We start from the raw sequence: 24,594 nt of genomic DNA, 5'->3' as shown, positions 1-24,594 counted from the left end.
ACCCGACGGTCGACCGCTCGGGCGCGGTCGACGACACCGGGACGACGACACGACGACGGAGGACCGATGAGCACGCGGCACCGCCCCTGGGACCTGCTCGTGGTCGGAGGCGGGACGGCCGGGCTCGTCGGCGCCACCGCCGCGGCCCCGCTCGGCGCGCGGGCGGCGCTCGTCGGGCTGCGGCGGGCGTCGACGCCCGACGGGGACCGGCCCGGGTGAGCGCGCGCGACCGACGGGTCCACCACGAGGTGGTGTGGGAGGACGAGGACCTCGGGCCGGACGACGAGGCGGCGACGGGGACGGCGGCCCGCGGGGCCCGCCGGCGGTGGCCCGGCACGTGGGGACGTCGGCTTCTGGTCGTCGCGACGGTGCTGGCGGTGGGCACCTGGGCCGTCGTCGACCGCGTCGAGGAGCGCCGGGAGGCTGCGCGGCTGGCGGCCGTCGACGGGTTGTCGGTGACGCTGGCGGCGCCGCTGGTCCCGGCGTGGCAGGTGCCGGGCGACGTGGTGGCGGGGTCGGGCGACGGGGTGGTGCTGCTCGCAGCCCGGACCGACGGCGCGACGACGGCCGTCGACCTCCGCACCGGTGAGGTGCTGTTCACCGAGAGGGCGCGCTGCCGGTTCCCCGACGGCGAGGAGGCTGCAGCCGTGGAGGACGACGCGGCAGGCGGGCCTGCGCTCGTCGTCTGCGTGCAGGGCCCGACGTCACGGGTCGGAGGGACGACCGTCACCGTCCGGGAGGCCCGCACGGGCGCGCTCGTCAGGGACGTCGCCTGGGACGCCCGCTCCCCCGTCGTGGCCACCGCCGGCCTGCTCGTCGCCGTGCTCCCCGAGCCCGCGGGCCAGACCACGGTGACGGCCTCCTCGGTCCGCACGGGTGAGCCCCGGTGGTCCTTCGTGCTGGCCGGCACCACGACGCCGGGGTCGGCGGGGGTCGGGCCCGCCGCGGGGTCCACGATCCCGCTCCTGACGCCGACGGGCACGGTGTCCCTGGACGTCCGGACGGGGCGCCCGGTCCCGGGCCTGCGCGGCGCGCGGCCGCTGCCCGCCGGCGGTCTCGCCCGGCCCGACCAGGACGGCGCCGCGATGACGACGACGGTGCTCGACGACGAGGGCGACCCGAGGTTCACCGTCCCGGGCACGGTGCTGGCGGTCACCGTCGACGACGGCACGGGCGGCCATGTGCTGCACACCGTCCGCCGGTCCCCGGACTCCGACGGCCTCGTCCTCACCACGGTCGACGCCGGCACCGGTGACGTGCGGTGGACCGCCGCCCCGCCGGCGATGACGCCGTCGCCACCGGCGGTGCTGGACGGCCGCGTGCTCGTCCCGACGCTGCGCGGTGTCGTCGCCCTCGACGCGGCGACCGGTGCGACGGCGTGGGCGCTCCCGACGACGGCCGGCCCCGGGCAGGTCGACGGGATGGCCACCGACGGCCGTCGCGTGCTGCAGGTCGAGCCGGACCCGGGCGGCCGCCCGCTGCTCGTCGCCCGCGACGTCCGCGACGGCACGGTCGTGTGGACGGCCGCCCCTCCCCCGTCCGATGCGCCGGCCGCGCCCCTGACCACGTCCGTCCTGGCGGACGGCTCCGTCCTCGTCACCGGCGGCGGTCGGGTGACGAGGCTCGTCGTGCCGGAGAGGTGAGGGACGCACGACGAGGAGCGAGGTCCTCACGCCAGCAGGGCTGCTACGAGATCCAGCGCTCGTCGACGTCGACCCGGGCGGCTCCCGCGAGGTCCGCCGCGACGCCTCTCGGACGTGCGTGCCATGCCCGACCGCCGTCGCTTGAGGAGCGGCTGAGTGCACGCGTCCTGTCGACGGCCATCCGCGGGACGGCAGGGCCGTCGAGCGGTGTTGATGTTCCTGATGACTCCCACGCTCCCCGCCGCGTCGGCCGCCGGGTCGCTCGCCCCCTTCGCCCCCCTCCTGGACGGCCCGTCCGCCCCCGGCCTCCCCGCATCGGCGCCGGCCGCCGGTGCGGTCGAGGCGATCGAGGACTCGCTGCGCTCACCACGGCGGTGGCAGCCGAAGCAGGTGCTCGTGACGGCCTCCGCCGCCGACACCCCGCACGGGCGGGCGATCGTGGCGCGGTGCGAGGCCGCCGGCATCGACCGCATCGAGCTGCTGCGGGCCGACCGGCTGCCCCCGCTGCGCGGGGGCGACGAGCGCGCGACGTACGCGCTGGCGAAGGCCACGTTGGCCGTCGTGACCTCCGCCCCCTCGGCCCGGAGGCTCGCGCCCATCCCGCCGAGCGCCGACTGGCGCCTGGACCTGGCCGTCGGCTGCCCCGCGCACTGCCAGTACTGCTACCTGGCGGGCTCGCTGGCCGGGCCGCCCGTGACGCGGGTCTTCGCCGACCTGCCCGACGTGCTCTCGGCCATGGACACGCACGTCGGCCGCGGTGGCGTCACCTCCACCTCGCGCCACCGTGCCGGCGAGGGCACGACCTTCGAGGTGTCGTGCTACACCGACCCGCTCGGGATCGAGCACCTCACGGGGTCCCTCGCGGCGACGATCGCGCACGTCGGCACGCGCGACTGGCCGAGCCCCGTGGGCCTGCGCTTCACGACCAAGTTCGACGACGTCGCCCCGCTGCTGGACCTGCCGCACGCCGGGCGCACCCGGGTGCGATTCAGCGTGAACTCCGCCGGGCCCGCCGGCGCGGAGCGGTTCGAGGGCGGCACGGCCCGCGTGCGCGAGCGGCTCGGCGCGCTGCGGCGGCTCGCGCTCGCGGGCTACCCGGTCGGCCTGACGATCGCCCCGGTCATCCCCGGACCGGGCTGGCAGGACGCCTACGGTGCGCTGCTCGACGACGTGGCGTCCGCCTTGCGCGACGTCCCCGACCCGGACCTGACCGCCGAGGTCATCACGCACCGGTTCACGCCGAAGAGCCGGGAGGTGCTGCTGGGCTGGTACCCACGGACGCAGCTCGAGATGGACCCCGCTCAGCGCGCCACGAAGCGCGGGAAGTACGCGAGCATCAAGCACGTGTACACCCCGCCCGTCATGGCCGAGGTGCGCGCCTGGTTCGAGCGTGAACTCGAGCGCCGGCTCCCGACGGCGCGGCTGCTCTACTTCACTTGAGACGTGCTCGGCGGGCGCGGCGGACAGCCGGGGCCGGGTAGCAGGGAGAGCCTCGGTCCGACCGGTCAGCGGTCATCACGTCCACCGAGTCCGGAGAGCAGACGAGCCGAGCCATGGGCGAACTCGCTGACGCCCTCGCAGGTGAGCATCGTCTCGCTGAGGGGCCAGTTGCAATGCACGCTCATGCCGCAGGTCGGGCGTCGGCGTGCCGGCCTACGCACTCGTGCTCGCGCGACGGCCGTGGTGGCCGACCCGGCGGAGGCGCGCGGCGGGACGTGAGCACTCGGGTGTGCCAGGTGCCACGCTGGAGACGTGGTTGTCCGTCCCATGACCGTCGACGACGCCACAGGCGTCGCGCGGGTCAACGTCGCCTCCTGGCACGAGAGCTACAGCCACGTCGTGCGCCCTGAGGTGCTCGCCGCCATGGACGTCGAGCGCGCCGCGGCTGGCTTCGTGGCCATGCTCGGTGGCACCTCCGCGATCACACCCACCGCGGCGGTGGTCGCCGAGAGCGCCGGCGAGCTCGTCGGCTTCGCCGTCGCCCGCCCCAGCCAGGACCAGCCTCCGGTGAGGGAGGTCGAGCTGTGGGCGATCTACGTCCTGGCCGCCGCGCACGGCACCGGTGCTGGCCAGGCTCTCCTGGACGCTGCTCTTCACGACGCCCCGGCCTCCTTGTGGGTGTGGCAGGACAACCCGCGAGCTCACGCCTTCTACGCCCGCAACGGCTTCGCCCCCGACGGTGCCCGCCGCGTGCACCAGCCGTGGGGTCCAGCACCGATCGTGCGTCTGGTGCGCTGACCGCGCGTCCGTCGGACGCGCGGTCGTGCTGCTGTCGGCTCTCACGACGCATCCTCAGGATGGCCACCACGTGGAGCTGTCACCCACGACCGCCGGACGGGCCGACGGCGATCAGGACCACGAACATCCCGACCACGACGACCGCGAGCACGGCGGTTGAGGCCACCGGGTGGCGCAGGAGCGCCCTCAGCGCCCGGTCGTGCCACGTGCGATCCCGCGGGTGGCGGCTCTCCTCGCGCCGCCAGCTCCCGTGCAACCGCCCGTTGCGGCGCAGCCACAGCTCGACCGGGATGGTCGCGTACGGGATCACAGCGCTCGTGACCGCGACGGCGGTCGTGCCGGCGCCCCAGCGTTGGTTCAAGGCGACGACGATCGTGCTGGTGACGAAGGCGAGGAACACGAGTCCGTGCACCGCGCCGCCGATGGTCACGGCGATGGCGAGTTCGAGTGTCCCGCGCAGCACGAGCCCGGCGAGCAGCAGCGTCCACGACACCGCCTCGGCGATCGCGACACCGCTGAACAGTGCGAGCGGGGTACGGGCCACGGTCCTCCTCGCGATCTGGTCCCTCGGCGGGGCGGGCACCATCGACGCCCGCACGCGTCCATCGTCCCGCAGCCACGTCACGGGTGCCCAGGGAGGCCGCCGACCGCGCGGCCATCAGTCGGGCGCGCACGCGTGGTGCGGACGTCCGGCTGCTCCCCCACGCGGCCTCCCTCCGCGCCGGGCCGACGCCCGTAGTCGGCCGACGGCCCGGTCGACCCGGCCGCGTACTCCTCCAGAGGCACGACCCCGTCGGCCCACGCCCGGAGCACGGGCTCGAACACCCGCCATGCCTCGACGGCCTCGGCGCCGGTCACCGAGGTCCGGCTCCCGCCGCCCAGCACGTCGGTGAGCACCGCCGCGTACGCGACCAGCTCGCCCGGCGCGTGCACCGCGCCGCCGGGGCTGTCGAGCTCCACCCACAGCGTGCGCGGCGTGGGCGTGCGGACCTCGGCGGGCAGCGGGACGTCGACGTCGTGCCGCAGGTGCACCAGCACGCCCTTGCGCGGCGCCCCCATCCCCTTGCCCGTCCGTAGCACGACCGGCACGCCCGTCCATCGCGGGGTCGCGACCTCGAGCGTGACCTCCGCCCAGGTCTCCGTCCCCCGCGCGGGGTCGACCCCGCTCACCGCGGCGTACCCCGGGACCGGCCGGCCCTGCGGCTCGGCCGCGTCGACGAGCACGCCGGCGCCGTACCGTGCCCGACGCGTGCGGTCGGCCATCTGCGGGGCATCCGGCTCGCGCACCGCCCGCAGCAACGCGAGCTTCGCGGCGTGCAGGGCCTCGTCGCCGTCCCCCTGCGGCGGCTCCATCAGCGCGAGCACGAGGACCTGCAGCAGGTGGTTCTGCATGACGTCGCGCACGGCGCCGGTCCCGTCGTAGAACGCGCCGCGCGTCTCCAGGCCGAGCGTCTCCTCCCACACGACCTCGATGCGCGCGACGTGCTCCGCGTCCCAGATCGGCGCGAGCGGGCCGCCGGGGGCGCGCAGCCGCACGAGCTCCTCCACCTGCGGCATCGCGAGGATGTGGTCCACGCGGAACCGCGACGCCTCGCCGTCACCCGCAGCCGCCGCGAGCAGGCGGTCGAGGGCGACGGCACCGGCGCGGTCGTCGCCGAACGGCTTCTCCACGGCGACCCGGCTGCCGGCCGGCAGCCCCACCGCGACCAACGACCTCAGCGCCGGCGGGAACGCGACGGCCGGCAGCGCGAGGTAGACCGCCACGGCGGGGTCGATCGGCGTGTCCTCGCCACGGACGCGGTCGACGAGCCGGGCCACCCCGTCCTCGTCGGACACGTCCACCTGCCCGTACCCGAGCCGGGCGACGAGGTCCTCGCGCGCCGCGTCGGCCAGGTCCCCCGCGTGGGCACGCAGGCGCGCGTCCACGTGCGCCTGGAACTCGGCCTCGGTCCAGCCCTGGTGCCCGCCCCCCACGACCCGCAGGTCCGCCGGGACCCCGCTGGCCGCGAGCAGCCGGGCCAGTGCGGGCAGCAGGAACCGCCCCGCGAGGTCCCCCGTCGCCCCCAGCACCACCAGCCGCCCGATCACACGCACCCCGTCGCCATGGCGCCACTGTCCCCCATCGAGCACCCGCCTTCACGTCCTGCCCCGCTCCGGCGCCCGACACCGGGCCCGGGCTCAGGAGAGGGTGACGACGACCTTGCCGCTCTCCCTCTCGGCGCGGGCGTGCGCCTCCACGATCGCGTCGAGCGGCAGGACGTGCTCGACGCGGGGGACATACAGCCCCCGTTCGCCGAGGTCAGCGGCCCGTCGGAGCAGGGCCGAGTCGTTGGCCGCGTCCACCTTGCGTGCGCCCAGCCGTGCAGCCCCCGCGGTGTCGATGACCGTGACGACGCGGTCCGGGTCGCCGACGATCGCGACCAGCTCCGCCAGCGACGGCGAGGGCGCCGCGTGGACGGCGGCGTCGACGCCTCCCGGGGCCAGCGCGGCGACCCGTTCGGCCAACCCGTCGCCGTAGGTCGTGGCGTCGACCCCCGACGCGACGAGGTGCGCGTGGTTCGCCGGTCGCGCGGTGCCGATGACCCGCGCACCCGCGGCGAGGGCGAGGGCGGCGACGGCGCCGCCGACCGCACCCGAGGCGCCCTCGACGAGCAGCGTCCGGCCCTCCAGCTCGCCGAGGGCGGCGACCGCGCGGGCCGCGGTCGCGGAGGCCAGCCCGGCGGCGGCCGCCTGCTCCGTCGTCCAGACGGAGGGGACCGCCGCCCAGGCGGTCAGCACCGCGCGGTCGGCTGTGGTGTCGCTGATCCCGCCCAGGCCGAACACCCGGTCCCCGACGCCGACGCCCTCGACGCCGTGGCCGACCTCGTCGACCACGCCGACGGCGTCCCGGCCGGGGACCGCCGGCAGCGGCAGGGGCAGCACCTGCGCCAGGCGGCCGGCCCGCAGCAGCACGTCGATGGGGTTGACGCTGACGGCGTGCACCGCGATGCGGACCGCGCCCGGCCCGGCGTGGGGCTCGGGCGCCTCCTCGACGACGAGCACGTCGGGCTCGCCGTAGCGGTGGTAGCGCGCTGCGCGCACGGGCATCTCCTCAAGTCGGCGCGGCGAGGGCCCGCCGCGGCCCGTCGACAGTAGACCGGGATCCGCGCCGGTACCGTGACGGGCGTGATCACGTGGCGGGCCGGGACGGTGGTGGGGACCGGGCGCGGCTGGCCCGGGGCGCAGGAGCTCGCGGTGGCGCTCGGCGAGTCGGACGGCGTGGCCGGGCCCGAGGGCACCGTCCGGGCCCTGGCCTACCCGGCGCTCGTCGGGCCGACGCCCGTCGGGGCGCGGGTCCTGCTCAACGTCACGGCGCTCGCCAAGGGACTGGGGACCGGCGGGTACGCGCTCGTCGTCGCCCGGACGGACGACGCCGTGCCGGACCCGGCCGCCGGGCCCGGGCACCTGGTCAAGGCGCGCTACACGCCGCTGCAGGCCACCGTGCTCGGGGTCGACGACCAGGAGTCGGAGCACCACGCCGCGCTCGCGGACGCCGACGACCTCGCCGGGATGCCGGTGGTCGTCGCGGACCTGCACTCGGCGCTGCCGGCGGTCGTCGCCGGGCTGCGACTGGGAGCTCGGCGGGCCGGGCGGCACGAGCCGCGCGTGGCCTACGTGATGACCGACGGCGGCGCGTTGCCGGCGTGGTTCTCCCGCACGGTCGCGGGCCTGCGGGAGGCGGGGTGGGTGGCGGCCAGCGTGACCGCCGGGCAGTCCTTCGGCGGCGACCTCGAGGCGGTCACCGTGCACACGGCCCTGCTCGCGGCGCAGGAGGTGGTCGGGGCGGACGTCGTCGTCGTCGCGCAGGGACCCGGCAACCTCGGGACCGGTACGCGATGGGGGTTCTCCGGCGTCGCGGCCGGGGAGGCGCTCAACGCCGCCGGGGTCCTGGGCGGGCGTCCCGTCGCCGCGCTGCGCGTGTCCGGTGCCGACGCGCGCGAGCGCCACCTCGGCGTCTCGCACCACTCGCTGACCGCCTACGGCCGGGTCGCGCTCGTCCCGTGCGACGTCGTCGTACCCGTGCTCGACGACGGGGCCGAGCACGCCCTGGCCGCGCTCGGGGCACGGGTCCGCGAGCAGGCGGGCCGCCTCGTGGCGCCGGCGGGCCGGCACCGCGCGGTGGAGGTGCCGGTCGGGGACGCCGAGCTCGCGGTGCTGCGCGAGGTGCCGGTCGGCCTGTCGACCATGGGCCGCGGGCTGGACGCGGACCCGGCGGCGTTCCTCGCCTCGGCCGCGGCCGGGCTGCACGCGGCCTCGCTCCTGCGCTGAGGCCCCGGTCAGTCGTCCCGCGCGGTGGCGGTGTGCCGGGCGACGAGGGTCGCCAGCCGGCGCGCCTCCGCGGTGGCCCGCTCGCCGTCGGCGCGCTGGATCCCCATGACGGCCAGGGTGTCGCCGTCGGCGAGGTCGAGCTGCACCCACGGCCGGCCCTGGCCGAAGCGCACCGAGACGACCTGCGCCCACGGCACCCGTGTGGTGATGACGAGGTTGCGCACGGTCACGCCCTCGTCGTCGGGCACGGCGCGCACGGAGGCCTGCCGCCAGCAGAACCAGACGATCGCCAGCCCGACGAGGGCGAACCCGACGCGGTCGGCGAGCGAGATCTCCAGCGTCCCGTCGCCCGGCGTGAGGAACGTCAGCGCGGCCGTCGCGACGAGCACGAGCACCGCCAGACCCGTCGCCACGTACCGCGCGAGCCACGGGCGGAACGGGGCGTGCAGCGCGTCGGGCGCCCGGCCTGTGCCGTCACCCGCCCGCTCCCCCGGCTCGCGCACCGGTCCTCAGACCCGGCAGGCGTGGATGGACGTGACGAGGATGGCGCGGGCGCCGATGTCGTACAGGGCGTCCATGATCCGGTTCGTCTCGCGGCGCGGGACCATCACGCGCACCGCGGCCCAGCCCCCGTCGTGCAGGGGCGAGACCGTCGGCGACTCGAACCCGGGCGTCACGGCGACGGCCGCGTCCACCAGGTCCTGCGGCACGTCGTAGTCCATGAGGACGTACTCGCGCGCGGTCAGGACGCCCTGGATGCGGCGCGTGAGGACGTCGAGCCCGGCCGGGACGCCGGCGCCCTCGTCGCCGCGGCGGACGAGGACGGCCTCCGAGCGCAGGATCGGGTCGGCGAACACCTCGAGGCCGGCGGCACGCAACGTGGACCCCGTCTCGACGACGTCCGCGATGACGTCCGCGACGCCGAGCCGGATGGCGGTCTCCACCGCACCGTCCAGGCGGACCACGCCCGCCGGGGTCACGCCCTGCTCGCGCAGGTGCGCGGCGACGAGGACGGGGTAGGACGTGGCCACGCGCCGGCCCTCGACGTCCTGCACGGACGTCGCCTGCCCGGCCGTCGTCGCGAACCGGAAGGTGGAGCGTGCGAACCCCAGCGGCAGGTGCTCGACCGCGGGCGAGCCGGAGTCCAGCAGGAGGTCGCGACCGGTGATGCCGGCGTCGACGGTGCCCGACCCCACGTACACCGCGATGTCGCGCGGGCGCAGGAAGAAGAACTCCACGTCGTTGTCGGGGTCGGGCAGGACGAGCTCGCGGCTGTCGCGGCGCTGGCGGTAGCCCGCCTCGCGGAGCAGCTCGACGGCGGGCTCGGAGAGCGAGCCCTTGTTCGGGACGGCGATCCTCAGCACGGGACTTCCTGGTCGTGGGGTGGTGCGGCGGGTGGTCCCGGCGGCGAGCGGTCGACCCGGCGCCGGAGGGTGGGTCAGAGGTGGGCGTAGACGTCGTCGAGCGTCAGCCCGCGCGCCAGCAGCAGGACCTGCAGGTGGTAGAGCAGCTGCGAGACCTCCTCGGCCGTGCGCTCCCCCGACTCGTGCTCGGCGGCCATCCAGACCTCGGCCGCCTCCTCGACGATCTTCTTGCCGATGGCGTGCACGCCGCGGTCCAGCTCGGCGACCGTGCCGGACCCCTCCGGCCGGGTCGCGGCCTTCTCGGCCAGCTCCGCGAACAGCTCCTCGAACGTCTTCACGCGGCGACTCTAGACGGGCGGGCGACGCGCCCTGACGCGGGGTGCTGGGCGTGGACGCCCACGCGCGCCCTGCCCGCGCCCTCCTCGCGCCCGGTCGGGCCGGCGGCCTCAGGCGGGACGGGGCGTGAGCTGCCGCAGCGCGACCGCCGTCGCCACCGCCGCCGTGGCGGCCTCGTGCCCCTTGTCCTCGTGCGAGCCCGGCAGGCCCGCGCGGGCGAGCGCCTGTGCCTCGATGTCGCAGGTCAGCACGCCGAACCCGACGGGCACCCGCGTCCGCACGGCGACGTCGGTGAGCCCGACGGTCGCGGCCTGGCAGACGTAGTCGAAGTGCGGCGTCCCGCCGCGGATGATGACGCCGAGCGCGACGATCGCGTCGAAGCCCTGATCCGCCGCGTGCGACGCGGCCACGGACAGCTCGAACGAGCCGGGCACGCGCACGAGGGTCACGTCCGTCACGCCCGCCTCGTCGAGCGCGCGCTGCGCTCCCCCGACGAGGCCGTCCATGACGACGGTGTGCCAGCTCGAGGCGAGCACGGCGACGCGCAGCCCGCTCCCGTCGACGGTCAGGTCCGGTGCTCCCGCGCCGCTCATGCCAGCTCCTCCAGGGGGTCGATCGGGTGGTCGGTGGTGTCGGCACCGGGGTGGGTGGCGGCGGCGCGCACGGGCTCGACGTGCAGGGCCCCGCCGTCGGGCGCCAGGTCGTCGAGGTGCAGGAGGTGGCCCATCTGGTGGGCCTTCGTCGCCAGGTAGGCCGCGTTCTGGGGGGTGCGGCCGACCTCGAGGCCACGCACCTGCGCGACGTCCAGCCCGTGGGCGCGCAGCCCCGCCACCTTGGCGGGGTTGTTGGTCAGCAGCGTGAGCCGGGAGACGCCGAGGTCCGCCAGGATCGCGGCCGCCGCGCCGTACTCGCGCCGGTCGGCCGGGAAGCCGAGGTCGAGGTTCGCCTCGACGGTGTCGCGGCCCGCGTCCTGGAGGGCGTACGCCGCGACCTTGGCCAGCAGGCCGATGCCGCGGCCCTCGTGACCGCGCAGGTAGACGACCGCCCCGCCGTCGCGGGCGGCCAGCTCCAGCGCCGCCTGCAGCTGGGGGCCGCAGTCGCACCGGGCCGAGCCGAACGCGTCGCCGGTGAGGCACTCCGAGTGCACGCGCACGACCGGCTCGTCGGCCAGCCCGGTGACGGGCACGAGGGCGACGTGCTCGTCGCCCGTGCGCAGGTCGCGGTAGCCGTGGATGCGGAACTCGCCGTGCCGGGTGGGCAGCCAGGCGGTGTGCGTGGCGTGCACGCGCGGCTGCAGCGGGCTCGGGCCCCCGAGGTCGGCCGTCGGTTCGTCGCCCTGCTCCCGGCGCCACCGCACGAGCGCCTCGATCGTCACGACGACGAGGCCCTCGTGCGCGGCCAGCCCGGTCGCGTCGCCCAGGCGCATCATCGACCCGTCGTCGTTGACGAGCTCGGCGATGGCGCCGACGGGCTCCAGGCCCGCGAGGCGGCAGAGGTCGACGGCGGCCTCGGTGTGGCCGGGGCGGTGCAGGACACCGCCGGGCACCGCACGCAGCGGCAGGACGTGCCCGGGGCGGATGAGGTCGGCGGGGCCCGAGGCCCGGTCGGCGAGGACGTGCAGCGTGCGGGCCCGGTCCGCGGCGGAGATGCCGGTGCCGACGCCCGTCGCCGCGTCCACCGTGACCGTGTAGGCGGTGCGGCGCGGGTCCTGGCTGTGCGGGACCATGAGCGGCAGGTCCAGGGCGTCCGCCCGTCCGGCGGTCATGGGCGCGCACAGGTAGCCCGACGAGTGCCGGATCGTCCACGCGACCCAGTCCGTCGCGGCGGACTGCGCCGCCAGGACGACGTCGACCTCGTCCTCGCGGTCGTGGGAGTCGGCGACGAGCACCGGCCGCCCCGCCCGCAGCGCCTCCAGGGCCTCCTCGACCGTGCCGAGCTGCCCGTCGAGCTCGGTGGCCGGCTCGGTGGTCGGCACGGCGACGTGCTCCGTGCGGGCGCTCACCGCAGCGCCCCCGTCGCGGCCAGCAGCCGCTCCACGTACTTGGCCAGGGCGTCGACCTCGAGGTTGACGGCGTCCCCCGGCGCGAGCCCGCCCAGCGTCGTGCCGGCGAGCGTCGTCGGGATGAGCGAGACGCCGAAGGCGTCGTCGCGCACGTGGGTGACGGTGAGGCTGACCCCCGAGACGGCGATGGAGCCCTTCTCGGCGACGTACCGGGACAGGCCGTCCGGCAGGCCGATCTCGACCTCGTCCCAGCGCGGTCCGGGCGTGCGCGACAGGATGCGGCCCACGCCGTCGACGTGGCCCTGCACGACGTGCCCGCCGTACCGGCCCCCGGCGGCCAGGGCCCGCTCGAGGTTGACGGGCGCGCCGGGCGTGAGCCCGCCCAGCGCGCTGCGCCGCAGCGTCTCGGGCATGACGTCGGCGACGAAGGTGCCGTCGCCCGGCAGCTCCGTGACGGTCAGGCACACCCCCGACACGGCGATGGAGTCGCCGAGGTGGGCGTCGGAGACGACGAGCGGGCCGTGCACCCGCAGGCGGGCGTCGGGCTCGGCGGTGCCCGTCGTCGTGCCCGTCGTCGTGCCCGCCGTGCGTGCGTCTGCGTCGGCGCCCGGGTGCTCGAGGGCGACGACGCGGCCGACCTCCTCGATGATGCCGGTGAACATCAGACCTCCTGGGTGGTGCGGGACGAGGGGGCGCCGGACGCGTCCGGCGCTCGCGCGGGTGCGGGTGCCGGTGCGGCTGCGCGCGGCACGGCCACGACGAGGACGTCGGACCCGAGCGGGCGCACGCTCACCGGCTCGAGGCGTAACGCGTCGGCGATCGTGGTGATGCCCACGTCGGCGAGCGCCTGCCGACCGGCGCCCAGCAGGACGGGGGCGACGTAGGCCTGCACCTCGTCGACGACGCCCGCGACGAGGAACGCGGCGGCGAGCGTCGGTCCCCCCTCGACGAGGACGTGCGTGACGCCGCGGGCCGCCAGCGCGTCGAGGACCGCGTGCGGGTCGTGGGTGCGCAGGTGCACGAGCTCGCCGCCCGGGCCGCGCAGGCGCGCGTCGGCCGGTACCTCCCGGTGCCCGACGACCACGCGCAGCGGCTGGGCGCGGTGCAGGGTCCCGTCGGCGCTGCGGGCGGTCAGCGACGGGTCGTCGGTGAGCGCCGTGCCCGTCCCGACGACCACCGCGCCGACGCGTCCGCGCAGCTCGTGGGCGTGGGCCCGCGCGACGTCGGAGGTGATCCAGCGGCTCGTGCCGTCGGCCGCCGCGACGCGGCCGTCGAGCGTGGTGGCGAGCTTGAGGGTGACGACGGGCCGCTGGCGCGCCGTGCCCGGCCACCAGTCGCCCAGCACGGCGACGCCCTCGTCGTGCAGCACGTCCCCGACGACGTCCACGCCGGCCGCGCGCAGGCGCGCCGCGCCGCCGGCCGCGACGGGGTTCGGGTCGCTCACCGCGAAGACGACCCGGCCGATCCCGGCGGTCAGCAGGGCGAGGGAGCAGGGGCCCGTGCGCCCGGTGTGGTCGCAGGGCTCGAGGGAGACGACGGCGGTGGCGCCGCGGACGTCGGCCCCGCGCGCGGCGGCGTCGGCCAGCGCGGCGACCTCGGCGTGCGCGGTCCCGGCGCCCTCGTGCCGCCCCTCCCCCAGCGTCCTGCCGTCGGGGGCCAGCAGCACGCATCCGACCTGCGGGTTCGGCCCGCCGGCGGGGCCGCCGCGCGCCAGGGCGAAGGCGCGGCGCATCGCGACCAGCTCGGCGGGCTGCACGAGCCGCTCGGGTGCGGGCACCACGGGCAGGGCGCCCGTGCGCGGCGCGCCGGCGCCGGTCGTGCCGGACCCGGCCTCACTGGCGGTCATGCGTCCCGCTCCCCTCGCCTCGAGTGGGCTCCGGGGACGGCCGCGGGCAGGGTGCACGCAGCCACGGCACCCGGGACCCAGGGGTCCCGCGCACCGCCACGGCTCCTCCCATCCGGACTCTCACCGTCGGTCCTGGAGTTCCACCAGGTCAACCGCCCGGTCACGAGGACCGTGCGGGTCGCGGACTGTCACCGCCGGCTCGGACTTGCACCGACCCCGGAGCACGTGTGCTTGACCGGCATCATGCCACAGCGGCCGTGTGGGGCCCCTCGGTCGACCCGCCGCCCGGCGAGCCCTCAGCCGGCGGCGAGCCGGCGCAGCTCGGCGATCTCCGCGGCCACGTCGTCGGCGCCGTAGACGGCGGACCCGGCGACGAAGACGTCCGCCCCGGCCTCGGCGATCCGCGCGATCGTCGTGCGGGACACCCCGCCGTCGACCTGGATCCGCGTGCCCGTGCCCGCCGCGTCGACGGCCGCGCGCAGCCGTCGGATCTTCGGCAGCGTGCCCTCGATGAAGGACTGGCCCCCGAACCCGGGCTCGACGGTCATGACGAGGACCATGTCCACCTCGCCGAGGAGGTCGAGGAACGGCTCGACCGGGCTCGCCGGCCGCAGCGCCACGCACGCCCGCGTGCCGCCGGAGCGCAGCTCGCGCGCCAGCCGCACGGGCGCCTGCGTCGCCTCCGCGTGGAACGTCACCGACGCCGCCCCGGCCTCGGCGTACGTCGGCGCCCACCGGTCGGCGTCCTCGATCATGAGGTGCACGTCCAGCGGCACCGGCGAGACCTCGGCGAGGCGCTGCACGACGGGCAGCCCGAGCGTCAGGTTGGGCACGAAGTGCAGGTCCATGACGTCGACGTGCGCGGCGTCGGCGGTCGCGATCGCCTGCAGGTCGCGCTCGAGGTTCGCGAAGTCGGCGGACAGGATGCTGGGGTGGATCTGCGGGGCGGGCACCCGACCAGGCTAGGGCGTTAGTCCCGGCGCAGCAGCGCCAGGTACATCGCGTCCGTGCCGTGCACGTGCGGCCAGAGCTGGACGTCGAGCCGCGGCTCCCCGCCGGGCGTCCGGTCGTCGCCGAGGTCCACGTCCGGCGCCAGGCCGCGGACCACGGCGCGCGCGTCGAGCGGGGTGACGACCACCCCGGCGCGCGCCCGGGCGCGGACGACGTCGCGCACGACGAGGGATGTCTCGGCCAGGTGCGGCGAGCACGTCACGTAGGCCACGACGCCGCCGGGTCGCACGGCGTCCAGCGCGGACGACAGGAGCTCGCGCTGCAGCGTGCCGAGGCCCGCGACGTCGGCGGGCGTGCGGCGCCAGCGCGACTCCGGCCGCCGCCGCAGCGCCCCGAGGCCCGTGCACGGGGCGTCGACCAGGACGCGGTCGAACGCGCCCGGCTCGTCGGCCCCGACCGCGCGGCCGTCACCGGTCCGCACCGCCTCGACGGCCCGACGCGGCACGGCCCGCAGCGCCCGCTCCACCAGCCGGGTGCGGTGGGGCTGGACCTCGGTGGCGACGAGCCGCGCGCCGCGTCCGGCCGCCGCGGCGGCCAGCAGCGCCGCCTTGCCGCCGGGTCCCGCGCACAGGTCGAGCCAGCGCGCGTCGGTCCCCTCGACACCTGCCGCGAGGAGGGCCAGCGCGACGAGCTGGCTGCCCTCGTCCTGCACCCCGGCGCGGCCGTCGGCCACGGCCCGGACGTCCGCGGGGTCCCCGCCGTCGAGCACGACGGCCGACGGGGTGAGGGCGGCGGCGCGTGCGTGCGGCAGCTCGTCGAGCAGCTCCTGACGTGCGACGAGGCCGGGCCGCGCGACGAGGGTCACGCGCGGCGCGACGTTGTCCGCCGCCAGCAGGTCGGGCAGCTCCTCCGCACGGCGGCCGTGCCCGACGAGCGCCTCGCGCAGCGCCCGCACGACCCACGCGGGGTGGCTCTCGGTGACGGCGAGCCGGGCGACGGTGTCGTCACCGGTGGGGTCGGCGGCCTGCGCGACGCGCGTGGTCCACTCCTCGGGCCCGGCCTCGGTCACGCGCCGCAGCACCGCGTTCACGAGCTGCGCGGGACCGGCCCCGACCCGTGCGCGGGCGAGGCCGACGGTCTCGGACACCGCGGCGTGCGGGGGCACCCGCATCCCGAGCACCTGGTGGGCGCCCAGCCGCAGGACGTCGAGCAGCGGCGCGTCCAGGGCGCCGGGGTCGCGCCCCGACGCCAGCGCCAGCACCGCGTCGTACCGCCCGCGCAGGCGCAGGGTGCCGTAGGCGAGCTCGGTGGCGAACGCGGCGTCCCGCCCGTGCAGGCCGCGCTCGGCGAGCAGCGGCGGGAGCACGAGGTTGGCGTAGGAGTCCGAGCCGTCCACCGCGCGCAGGACGTCGAACGCCGCGTCGCGGGCGGGGTCGGTGGTGCGGCGGCGCTCACCGGGGGCGGCGGCGGAGCGGTGGCCCCGGCCCTCGGCGCGGGCGGCGCCGCGCTGACGTCCGGCCGCGTCGCGGCGTGCGTCGTCGCGTCGCGGGGCGTCGCGACGAGTGTCGTCGCGTCGTCCGTCGTCGCGACGGGCGTCGCCGTGGCCGCCACCCGGCTCGCGGCGCGGAGGGCGCCGGCGGTCGTCGGCGGGGCTCACGCGTCGGCCCCGACGGCCGTACCGGCACCGAGCCGGACGGGGCCGTCCGCGCCGAGGCGCGCCCCGCGGGCCCAGTCCGCGGCGGCCATGGGCCTACGTCCGGCCGGGGCGACCGTGCCCAGCTCCACGGCGCCGGCGGCGGTCCCGACGAGGACCTCGCGCCGCCCCGAGCGCAGCTCGCCCGGCGCCAGGTCGGTCACCTCCGGCCGCGGCCGCACCGGGCCGAGACGGAGCCGGGTGCCGTCGGGCAGCACCGTCCACGCGCCGGGTGCCGGGGTGCACGCCCGCACCTGGCGGTCCACCGCGAGGGCGGGTCGGTCCCACCGCACCGCGGCGTCGGCCACCTCGAGCTTGGGCGCGTGGCTGACGCCCTCGCCCGGCTGGGGCTGCGGGACGAGCACGCCGGCCTCGAGGGCGTCGAGGGTGCGGACCAGGAGGTCGGCCCCCGCCACGGCGAGGCGCTCCAGCAGGTCGCCACTGGTGTCCCGCGGCCGCACCGTCTCCGTCAGGGTCCCGAGCACGGGGCCGGTGTCGAGCCCCTCGTCGAGGCGGAAGGTGGTCGCGCCGGTGACCTCGTCGCCCGCCAGCACCGCGCGCTGCACGGGGGCGGCGCCGCGCCAGGCGGGCAGGACGGAGAAGTGCAGGTTGACCCAGCCGTAGCGGGGCACGTCCAGCAGGTCCGGCGGGACGAGGGCGCCGTACGCGACGACGGGCGCCGCGTCGACGGCCAGCGCCGCGAGCTCCTCCGCCACCCCCGGGTCGCGCAGGCGGCGCGGGGTCAGCACGGGCACGCCCGCCTCGTCCGCGACCTCGCGGACCGGGCTGGGCCGCAGGGTGCGGCCGCGGCCGGCCGGGGCGTCGGGCCGGGTGAGCACCGCCACCACCTCGTGGTGCGAGGCGAGCAGCGCCCGCAGGGACGGGACCGCGGGCTCCGGGGTCCCGGCGAAGAGCAGGCGCATGGGACCCGATCCTAGGTGCCGCGGCCGGAGCGTCCGCGGGCGGGGGCGTGGTCCGGGCGGCGCCGTGCGTGCGCGCGGCCGGCCTCAGAGCACCTCCGCTGCGTCCACCTGCACGCGGACCGTGCCGCTCTCGCGCCGGGCGCTGCGCACGGCGAGCGACGCGGCCACGGTCCGCGTCAGCGCGGGGCCGTCACCGCGCGGGACGCGCACGAGCGCGCGGACGGACCCGTCGACCCAGTCGTCCAGGAGCCCGCCCGCGGCCGTGGCGGACGCGCCGCCCGCGCGCACGTCGGGGTGCCGGTCCTCCGCGGGCGTCACCGGCACCGGGCCCAGCACCTCCGCCGAGGCGGGGAGCGCCAGCCGCGCGAGCACCGCCGCGACGGCGTCGCGCGAGCCCTCCACGAGCGCGGTCCGCACGGCCGGGGGCAGCGCGAGGGCGCTGCGCTCGTCGAGCTCACGCGCCGCCAGACCGGCCGGGTCCCAGCGCACGAGCGCCTGCGTCGGGCGCTCGGCGGCGTCGCCCACGAGCTGCACGACCCCGCCGGCCGACGCCGGCCGGACCAGCGCGGCCGCCGAGAGCCAGCGGCGGACCGCCTCCTCCGCGGACCGCAGCCCGGGCCACGAGGTGAGCACGGCCGCGTCGAGGAGCACCGCCGCCGCGTACCCGCCGTCGGCGACGGGCTCCGCGCCGGGGGTGCTGACGACGAGGGCCGGCCGGTCGGGCACGCGGGCGAGCACCCCGCCCGCGGACCGCGCCCCGGAGACGCGCACGGGCACGCCGGGGAACGCCCGGCCGAGCTCCTCCGCGGTGCGCTCCGAGCCCACGCGGACCGAGCGCAGGACGTCGTGCCCGCACGTGCCGCAGCGCCAGTCCGTGGCCAGGCGGCCGCACCACCGGCACGCGGGGGTGCCGTCGGGGCCGTCGAGCCCGAGCGGGCCGTGGCAGGCCGTGCACCGGGCCAGCGCGCGGCAGCGGGCGCACGCGACGGCCGGGACGTAGCCGGCGCGCGGCACGCCCACCAGCACCGGACCGCGCGCGAGGGCGTCGCGCAGCGTGCGCCAGGCCGGCGTCGGCAGGCGAGCGGCGGCGGCAGGCCCTTCCCGGGCCAGCTCGGCGGACGTCAGCGCCTGCACCCGTGGCGTGCGGCGGCGGACGGTCGGCCGGTCGGCCGCGACCTCGTGGGCCCAGCCCGCGGCGACGAGGGCCTGCGCCTCGACGCTGCGGCCCATCGACCCGACGAGCAGGGCGGCGCCCTCGAGCTCGCTGCGCAGGGCGAGCACCTCGCGGACGTGCGGGTAGGGCGCGCGGGGTTCGGCGTGCAGGCCGTCGCCGTCGTCCCACACGACGGCGAGGCCCAGGTCGGGCAGCGGCGCGAACGCCGACGCCCGCGTCCCCACGACGACGCCGGCCCGACCGCGCCGGGCGGCGAGGAACGCCCGGTAGCGGGCGGCCGGACCGTCGTCGGCGACCAGCCGGACGACGTCGCCCGCGGCGTCGGGGCGCTCATGGTCGAGCGCGGCCAGCACGCGGTCGACGTCGCGGGCGTCGGGGACGACGACGAGGGCCGTGCGGCCACCCGCCCGGCACGCGGCGACGGCCTGCGCGACGGCCGAGGGCCAGTCCTCGCCCGGGCCGCCGGGCAGCGCTGTCCACACGGCGCGCGGCGCGCCCCCGGCGTGCACGTGACGGCAGAACGCGGGCCCGCCGCGGTACGCCTCCCAGGCCGGCAGGGGCGGCAGGGGCGGCAGGGGCCCGGCGGTCGGCGCGGGGTCGCCGGGTCCGTCTGCCGTCGGGCCGTCCTCGTCGGGCACCTCCCCCTCGGTGCGCGCGTGCCGCGCCGGGACGGCCAGCCGGAGAACGTCCGGGAGCGTGCCGGCGTACCGGTCGGCGACCGCCCGGGCCAGGCGCAGCACCTCCGGCGTCAGCACGGGCTCGGCGGACACGACGCGCCGCAGCGGAGCCAGCTCCCCCGCGTGCTCGGCCTCGCCGACACGCTCGAGCAGGAACCCGTCGACGTCCTGCCCGCCGAACCGCACGCGCACGCGCACGCCAGGGCCGGCGACGTCGTCGAGCGCGGCCGGCACCGCGTACTCGAACGCGCGGTCGAGGTGCGCCGGAGCGAGGTCCACGACCACGCGCGCCACCGGCAGGACCTCGGCGACGGGCACGGGACCGGCCGAGGGGCGCCGCCGGCGGCGCGCGGCGGGCAGGCCGGGCAGGGCCGGCTGCTCGACCACGGCCGGCTGCCCGGCCGGGGTGCGCCGCTCGGCCGTGGCGGGCTCCGGGACCGGCTGGTTCACCGCGTGATCCCACCACGCGGCGCCGACACGCCGGCGCGGACGGTCAGCCGACCGCGGCGCGCAGGTCGTCGACCCGGTCCGTGCGCTCCCACGTGAAGTCGGCGTGCTCCCGACCGAAGTGGCCGTAGGCGGCCGTGCGGCGGTAGACGGGGCGCAGCAGGTCCAGGTCCCGGACGATCGCGGCCGGGCGCAGGTCGAAGACCTCGCGGATGGCGCCGGTGAGGACCTCGTCGGGGACCGTGCCCGTGCCGAAGGTCTCCACGTACAGCCCCACCGGGTGCGCCTTGCCGATGGCGTACGCGACCTGCACCTCGCAACGCCGAGCCAGCCCCGCGGCGACGACGTTCTTGGCGACCCAGCGCATGGCGTACGCGGCGGACCGGTCCACCTTCGAGGGGTCCTTGCCCGAGAAGGCGCCACCGCCGTGGCGCGCGTACCCGCCGTAGGTGTCGACGATGATCTTGCGCCCGGTCAGGCCGGCGTCGCCCTGCGGCCCGCCGACGACGAACTGCCCGGTCGGGTTGACGAGCAGCCGCAGCCCGGCGGTGTCGAGGTCCAGGCCGGCCGCCTCGAGGACCGGGGCGAGGACGAGGTCCCGCACCGCCGGCCGCAGCTCGTCGTCGAGGCGGACGCCGGGCTCGTGCTGGGTCGACACGACGACCGTGTCGAGGCTGACCGCACGGTCGCCCTCGTAGCCGATGGTCACCTGGGTCTTGCCGTCGGGGCGCAGGCCGGGCACGACGCCCTCCTTGCGCACCGCCGCCAGCCGCTCCGACAGCCGGTGCGCGAGCCAGACCGGCAGGGGCATGAGGGAGGGCGTGTCGTCGCAGGCGAACCCGAACATGAGGCCCTGGTCGCCGGCGCCCTGCTGGTCGAGCGGGTCGTCGTCGGAGGCGTCCTCGCGCAGCTCGATCGCCTTGTCCACGCCCGCCGCGATGTCCGGCGACTGCTGGCCGATGGAGACCGAGACCCCGCAGCTCTTGCCGTCGAAGCCGATGTCCGAGGACGTGTAGCCGATGCCGGTGACGACCTCGCGGACCACCTGCGGGATCTCGACGTAGGCGCTCGTGGTGACCTCGCCGGCGACGTGCACGAGGCCGGTCGTCACCATCGTCTCGACGGCGACGCGGGCCGCCGGGTCCTGCTCGAGCATCGCGTCGAGGATCGCGTCCGAGATCTGGTCGCAGATCTTGTCGGGGTGCCCCTCGGTGACGGACTCCGAGGTGAACAGGCGCGTGACGGCGGGCATGGGGGCCACCCTAGCCGCGGGCGGCGGGCCCCTCGCGCAGCAGCGGGACGACCGCGTCCCACACGGCGTCGGCCACGGCGTCCTTGCTGCCCGCGGCCGTGCCCACCACCTCGCCCGCCCGGTCCAGGAGCGTGACGGCGTTGTCGTCGGTGCCGAACCCGACGCCGGCGCCGACGGCGTTGAGCACCAGGAGGTCGGCCCCCTTGCGGCGGGCCTTCGCCCGGCCGTGCTCGAGGACGGACCCGCGCTCGTCGCCGGTCTCCGCCGCGAAGCCGACCACGCGCTGCCCCGGCCGCGGCGGGTCGGTGACGAGCTCGGCGAGGACGTCGACGGTCTGCTCGAGGGGGATGACCGGGGCCGCGGTCGCCGCCGGGTCCTTCTTGATCTTCGCCGCGGCGGGCGCGACGGGCCGGAAGTCGGCGACCGCGGCCGCCATGACGACGGCGTCCGCGTCCGCCGCGGCGGAACGCACGGCCGCGCGCAGCTCCTCCGCCGTCCCGACGGGCACGACCTCCACGCCCGTCGGCGGCGCGACCTGCAGGTGCGCCGCCACGAGCGTGACGCGCGCGCCGCGGGCGGCCGCCCGGCGCGCCAGGGCGACGCCCTGCTTGCCCGACGACCGGTTGCCGAGGAAGCGCACGGGGTCGACGGGCTCCCGCGTGCCGCCCGCGGACACGACGACGTGCCGGCCGGCGAGGTCCGGCGGCGCGACGAGTGCCAGGGCAGCCGCCGCGATGTCAGCGGGCTCCGGCAGACGGCCCGGACCGGTGTCGGCGCCCGTCAGCCGCCCGGAGGCGGGATCGAGGACGTGCACGCCGCGGGCCCGCAGGGTGGCCACGTTGGCGACGACCGAGGGGTGCTCCCACATCTCCGTGTGCATGGCCGGGGCGAGGAGCACCGGGCACCGCGCGACGAGCAGCGTCGCGGTGAGCAGGTCGTCCGCGCGGCCGGTGGCGGCGCGGGAGAGCAGGTCGGCCGTCGCCGGCGCCACGACGACGAGCTCCGCGTCGCGGCCGACCGCCACGTGCGCCACCTGGTCGACGTCGTCGAGGAGGTCGGCCGTCACGGGCCGGCCGGACAACGCCTCCCACGTCGGCCGCCCGACGAACTCCAGCGCCGTGCGGGTGGGCACGACGCGGACGTCGTGGCCCGCCTCCTTCAGGAGGCGCAGCAGCAGGACGGCCTTGTAGGCGGCGATGCCGCCGCCGACGCCGAGGACGACGTGCACGGGCGCCCCGGACCCCTCTCCCTGCTCCTCGACCTGCGTCGGCGTCGCGTCAGAACCGGTCCTGCTCCGGGGCCGGCTCCACGGGGGTGCCCTCGGTGGGCTCGATGCTCAGCAGGCCGCCGTCGATCTCGCGCATGGCGATGGACAGCGGCTTCTCCTGGGGACGCACGTCGACGAGCGGGCCGACGTACTCCAGCAGGCCCTCGTTGAGCTGGGCGTAGTAGGCGTTGATCTGCCGCGCGCGCTGGGCCGCGTACAGGACGAGGGCGTACTTGGAGTCCGCACGCTCGAGCAGGCGGTCGATGGGGGGGTCGGTGATGCCCGTGGGGGCGGCGACGGTTCCGGACACGGTGGTCTCCCGGTGATCGACGGAGGGGTTCCCGCTGATCCTACCGGTCGGCCGGCGCCGGCTCGATGCCCATGACCCGCACGAGCTCGTCGGTCGCGCGGTGCACGTCGTCGTTGACGATGACGACGTCGAACTCGGGCTCCGCGGCGAGCTCCACCCGGGCCGTCGCCAGCCGGCGCTCGCGCTCCTCGGGACCCTCCGTCCCGCGTCCGACGAGGCGTCGCTCGAGCTCCTCCCACGACGGCGGGGCGAGGAACACGAAGCGCGCGCCCGGCATCGTCGCCCGGACCTGGCGCGCGCCCTGCAGGTCGATCTCGAGGAGCGCGGGCCGCCCGGCCGCGAGCTGCTCCTCGACGGCCCGGCGGGGCGTGCCGTACCGGTTGCGCCCGTGCACGACCGCCCACTCGAGGAGCTCCCCCGCGGCGACCATGTCGTCGAACCGCTCGGGCCCGACGAAGTGGTAGTGCACGCCGTCGACCTCACCCGGACGCGGCTGCCGCGTCGTCGCGGAGACCGAGAGCCACACGTCGGGGTAGCGCTCGCGCACGTCGGCCGAGACCGTGCCCTTGCCGACGGCGGTCGGGCCGGCCAGCACGGTGAGGCGGGCGGGACCGCCGGCGCCCGTCTCCCCGGCCGTCGTCGTCGGGGCCGGGGTGTCGCTGTGCACGCTGTGCTGCCTCTCGGGGTCGTGGCCGGACGGACCGGCGGGGCGGTCGGCACCGGTGCCGACCGCCCCGCCGCGTGCCCGGTCGGGTGGCGCCGGGGCGCCGGCCCTCCGTCAGCCGAAGCGGTCGACGAGCGCCTTCACCTGGTGCGGGCCGAGGCCGCGGACGCGCCGGGTCTCGGAGATGCCGATCTCGGAGATGATCGCACGCGCCTTGACCTTGCCGACACCCGGCAGGGACTCGAGGAGCGCGAGGACCTTGATCTTGCCGATCGTCTCGTCCTGCTGCCCCTGGGCGATGACCTCGGAGAGGGCGCCCTGGGAGTACTTCAGCCGGTTCTTGACCTCGGCTCGCTGCTGCCGGGCGGCGGCAGCCTTCTTCAGCGCATCGGCGCGCTGCTCGGGAGTCAGCGGAGGGAGAGCCACTCGCGTCACCTTCTCGTCGTCGGGCCGGCGATCCGCGGGGGTGCTGCGGGTCGTGTGGGACGAACGTAGCGATCCGGACTGCCCAGCACAACGCAACCGCAGGTCATGGCGCATGCACCACCCGGACGGTGGGTGCCCGTCCCCCGACGGGCCCACCGCGTGCCGCCTAGGCCAGCGCGGCTGCCGCCTCCCCCGCGGCCCGCGCGGCGGCCTCCCGCAGCGCCGGCACCGCCGGGCCCGCGGCCAGCACCCCCCGCGACGACGAGGCCAGCACGGCCCCGCGGGCACCCGCGAACACCGCCGCCAGCTCGGCCGGACCGGCGCCCTGCGCCCCGACGCCCGGGGCGAGGAGCGGCCCCCGCACCGCGGCGAGGTCGACGCCGGTCCGGGCCGCCGCGTCGCCGACCGTCGCGCCCACGACGAGCCCCACGGACCCGAGCGCGACGACGCCGTCCCGACCGTCCACCCGCGGCGCGCCGGCGCGCCCGTCGTCGGCCGTCGCCGCGGCGAGCTCGGCGGCGTTCCGGGTGGCCGCGTACGCCGCCACCCCCGCAGCGACGCTGCGCCCGTCGGGTGCGACGGCGTGCTGCACGGAGGCGCCCTCCGGGTTCGACGTGAGGGCGAGGACGAACAGCCCCCGCCCCGTCGCGGCCGCCGCCTCCACCGCCGGCGCCAGCGACCCGACGCCGAGGAACGGGGAGACGGTGAGCGCGTCGCCGGCCAGCGGCGACCCGTCCCGCAGGTACGCGTCCGCGTACGCCGCCATCGTGGAGCCGATGTCCCCGCGCTTGGCGTCCACGACGACGAGCGTGCCCGTGCCGCGGCCGGCCGCGACGACCTCCTCGAGCACCGCCACGCCCCGCGAGCCGTGCCGCTCGAACAGCGCCGACTGCGGCTTGACCGCCGCGACCCGGCCCGCGACGGCCTCGAGCGTCGTCAGCGCGAACCGCCGCAGGCCGTCGGCGTCGTCGGGCAGCCCCCACGCCGCCAGCAGCGCGGGGTGCGGGTCGATGCCGACGCACAGCGGCCCGTGCGCCGACATCGCCGCCGCGAGGCGGGCGCCGAAGCGCGGG

At 77.6% G+C, this 24,594-nt stretch carries 25 protein-coding genes and 1 riboswitch; of the genes, 5 read left to right on the top strand and 20 right to left on the bottom strand.

Annotated features, from left to right (window positions below; all coding sequences use genetic code 11):
- The first annotated feature begins 66 nt into the window (after positions 1–66).
- The 4 genes from BM048_RS18045 to BM048_RS03960 all read left to right on the top strand — a co-directional run bounded on the left by BM048_RS18045 (position 67) and on the right by BM048_RS03960 (position 3,881).
- Positions 67–219: a hypothetical protein gene (locus BM048_RS18045; protein WP_175499251.1), complete on the top strand. Its 153-nt coding sequence runs from the start codon at positions 67–69 to the stop codon at positions 217–219.
- Positions 216–1,643 carry an outer membrane protein assembly factor BamB family protein gene (locus BM048_RS03970; protein ID WP_090030920.1) on the top strand — a complete coding sequence of 476 codons (1,428 nt, stop codon included), beginning with the start codon at positions 216–218 and terminating at the stop codon, positions 1,641–1,643. Before BM048_RS18045 ends, BM048_RS03970 begins: the two co-directional genes overlap by 4 nt.
- Positions 1,644–1,865: 222 nt before the next feature.
- Positions 1,866–3,083: an SPL family radical SAM protein gene (locus tag BM048_RS03965; protein ID WP_203708838.1), complete on the top strand. Its 1,218-nt coding sequence runs from the start codon at positions 1,866–1,868 to the stop codon at positions 3,081–3,083.
- A 312-nt stretch (positions 3,084–3,395) separates the two neighbouring features.
- Complete coding sequence (locus BM048_RS03960; protein ID WP_239078827.1) at positions 3,396–3,881, top strand: GNAT family N-acetyltransferase; 486 nt, start codon at positions 3,396–3,398, stop codon at positions 3,879–3,881.
- 79 nt (positions 3,882–3,960) lie between these two features.
- Here the strand turns inward: BM048_RS03960 and BM048_RS03955 are convergent, their stop codons facing one another.
- The 3 genes from BM048_RS03955 to BM048_RS03945 form a co-directional block, all read right to left on the bottom strand.
- A complete protein-coding gene (locus tag BM048_RS03955; RefSeq protein ID WP_090030918.1) occupies positions 3,961–4,425 on the bottom strand; it encodes a DUF3817 domain-containing protein in 465 nt (154 codons plus the stop codon).
- 77 nt (positions 4,426–4,502) lie between these two features.
- Positions 4,503–5,969: a hypothetical protein gene (locus BM048_RS03950; protein ID WP_090030917.1), complete on the bottom strand. Its 1,467-nt coding sequence runs from the start codon at positions 5,967–5,969 to the stop codon at positions 4,503–4,505.
- Positions 5,970–6,059: 90 nt separating this feature from the next.
- Positions 6,060–6,962: an alcohol dehydrogenase catalytic domain-containing protein gene (locus BM048_RS03945; protein ID WP_090031003.1), complete on the bottom strand. Its 903-nt coding sequence runs from the start codon at positions 6,960–6,962 to the stop codon at positions 6,060–6,062.
- Positions 6,963–7,046: 84 nt separating this feature from the next.
- On the opposite strand from BM048_RS03945, the gene BM048_RS03940 reads away from it, so the two are divergent.
- On the top strand, positions 7,047–8,189 hold the full coding sequence (locus BM048_RS03940; RefSeq protein ID WP_090031002.1) for a DUF3866 family protein: 1,143 nt from the start codon (positions 7,047–7,049) through the stop codon (positions 8,187–8,189).
- An 8-nt stretch (positions 8,190–8,197) separates the two neighbouring features.
- Here the strand turns inward: BM048_RS03940 and BM048_RS03935 are convergent, their stop codons facing one another.
- The 17 genes from BM048_RS03935 to pyrF all read right to left on the bottom strand — a co-directional run bounded on the left by BM048_RS03935 (position 8,198) and on the right by pyrF (position 24,563).
- Entirely contained in the window at positions 8,198–8,692 is a 495-nt protein-coding gene (locus BM048_RS03935; protein ID WP_239078828.1) for a PH domain-containing protein, read from the bottom strand.
- 6 nt (positions 8,693–8,698) lie between these two features.
- Positions 8,699–9,553 carry an ATP phosphoribosyltransferase gene (gene hisG, locus BM048_RS03930; RefSeq protein ID WP_090030916.1) on the bottom strand — a complete coding sequence of 285 codons (855 nt, stop codon included), beginning with the start codon at positions 9,551–9,553 and terminating at the stop codon, positions 8,699–8,701.
- A 74-nt stretch (positions 9,554–9,627) separates the two neighbouring features.
- Positions 9,628–9,891: a phosphoribosyl-ATP diphosphatase gene (locus tag BM048_RS03925; RefSeq protein WP_090030915.1), complete on the bottom strand. Its 264-nt coding sequence runs from the start codon at positions 9,889–9,891 to the stop codon at positions 9,628–9,630.
- Positions 9,892–9,999: 108 nt separating this feature from the next.
- Complete coding sequence (gene ribH, locus BM048_RS03920; protein WP_090030914.1) at positions 10,000–10,482, bottom strand: 6,7-dimethyl-8-ribityllumazine synthase; 483 nt, start codon at positions 10,480–10,482, stop codon at positions 10,000–10,002.
- Positions 10,479–11,864: a GTP cyclohydrolase II gene (gene ribA / locus BM048_RS03915; RefSeq protein WP_090031000.1), complete on the bottom strand. Its 1,386-nt coding sequence runs from the start codon at positions 11,862–11,864 to the stop codon at positions 10,479–10,481. The genes ribH and ribA overlap by 4 nt, the downstream gene beginning before the upstream one ends.
- 23 nt (positions 11,865–11,887) lie before the next feature.
- A complete protein-coding gene (locus BM048_RS03910) occupies positions 11,888–12,553 on the bottom strand; it encodes a riboflavin synthase (protein ID WP_090030913.1) in 666 nt (221 codons plus the stop codon).
- Positions 12,553–13,623, bottom strand: coding sequence for a bifunctional diaminohydroxyphosphoribosylaminopyrimidine deaminase/5-amino-6-(5-phosphoribosylamino)uracil reductase RibD (gene ribD, locus BM048_RS03905; RefSeq protein WP_090030999.1), 1,071 nt, complete (start codon positions 13,621–13,623; stop codon positions 12,553–12,555). The genes BM048_RS03910 and ribD overlap by 1 nt, the downstream gene beginning before the upstream one ends.
- A 210-nt stretch (positions 13,624–13,833) precedes the next feature.
- A riboswitch (FMN riboswitch) is annotated at positions 13,834–13,966 on the bottom strand.
- A 67-nt stretch (positions 13,967–14,033) separates the two neighbouring features.
- A complete protein-coding gene (rpe, locus tag BM048_RS03900; RefSeq protein WP_090030912.1) occupies positions 14,034–14,690 on the bottom strand; it encodes a ribulose-phosphate 3-epimerase in 657 nt (218 codons plus the stop codon).
- 17 nt (positions 14,691–14,707) lie between these two features.
- Entirely contained in the window at positions 14,708–16,345 is a 1,638-nt protein-coding gene (locus BM048_RS03895) for an RsmB/NOP family class I SAM-dependent RNA methyltransferase (protein WP_090030911.1), read from the bottom strand.
- Positions 16,342–17,304: a methionyl-tRNA formyltransferase gene (gene fmt, locus BM048_RS03890; RefSeq protein WP_090030910.1), complete on the bottom strand. Its 963-nt coding sequence runs from the start codon at positions 17,302–17,304 to the stop codon at positions 16,342–16,344. The genes BM048_RS03895 and fmt overlap by 4 nt, the downstream gene beginning before the upstream one ends.
- A gap of 84 nt (positions 17,305–17,388) precedes the next feature.
- Positions 17,389–19,542, bottom strand: coding sequence for a primosomal protein N' (locus tag BM048_RS03885; protein WP_090030998.1), 2,154 nt, complete (start codon positions 19,540–19,542; stop codon positions 17,389–17,391).
- Positions 19,543–19,648: 106 nt separating this feature from the next.
- Positions 19,649–20,854, bottom strand: coding sequence for a methionine adenosyltransferase (gene metK / locus BM048_RS03880; RefSeq protein ID WP_090030997.1), 1,206 nt, complete (start codon positions 20,852–20,854; stop codon positions 19,649–19,651).
- Between the two features lie 10 nt (positions 20,855–20,864).
- Complete coding sequence (gene coaBC, locus BM048_RS03875; RefSeq protein WP_090030909.1) at positions 20,865–22,082, bottom strand: bifunctional phosphopantothenoylcysteine decarboxylase/phosphopantothenate--cysteine ligase CoaBC; 1,218 nt, start codon at positions 22,080–22,082, stop codon at positions 20,865–20,867.
- Positions 22,083–22,131: 49 nt separating this feature from the next.
- Entirely contained in the window at positions 22,132–22,431 is a 300-nt protein-coding gene (gene rpoZ / locus BM048_RS03870; protein WP_090030908.1) for a DNA-directed RNA polymerase subunit omega, read from the bottom strand.
- 40 nt (positions 22,432–22,471) lie between these two features.
- Entirely contained in the window at positions 22,472–23,098 is a 627-nt protein-coding gene (gmk, locus tag BM048_RS03865; protein WP_175499249.1) for a guanylate kinase, read from the bottom strand.
- Positions 23,099–23,209: 111 nt separating this feature from the next.
- Positions 23,210–23,521, bottom strand: coding sequence for an integration host factor, actinobacterial type (gene mihF, locus BM048_RS03860; protein WP_090030907.1), 312 nt, complete (start codon positions 23,519–23,521; stop codon positions 23,210–23,212).
- A gap of 166 nt (positions 23,522–23,687) precedes the next feature.
- Positions 23,688–24,563, bottom strand: a complete 876-nt coding sequence (gene pyrF, locus BM048_RS03855) for an orotidine-5'-phosphate decarboxylase (protein WP_090030995.1) — start codon at positions 24,561–24,563, stop codon at positions 23,688–23,690.
- Positions 24,564–24,594 lie beyond the last annotated feature (31 nt).

Source organism: Cellulomonas marina, assembly GCF_900111925.1.
In the GTDB taxonomy this organism is placed as follows: Bacteria; Actinomycetota; Actinomycetes; order Actinomycetales; family Cellulomonadaceae; genus Cellulomonas; species Cellulomonas marina.
Note: the sequence above shows the minus strand (reverse complement) of the source record. Positions and strands in the feature narration are given on the sequence as shown.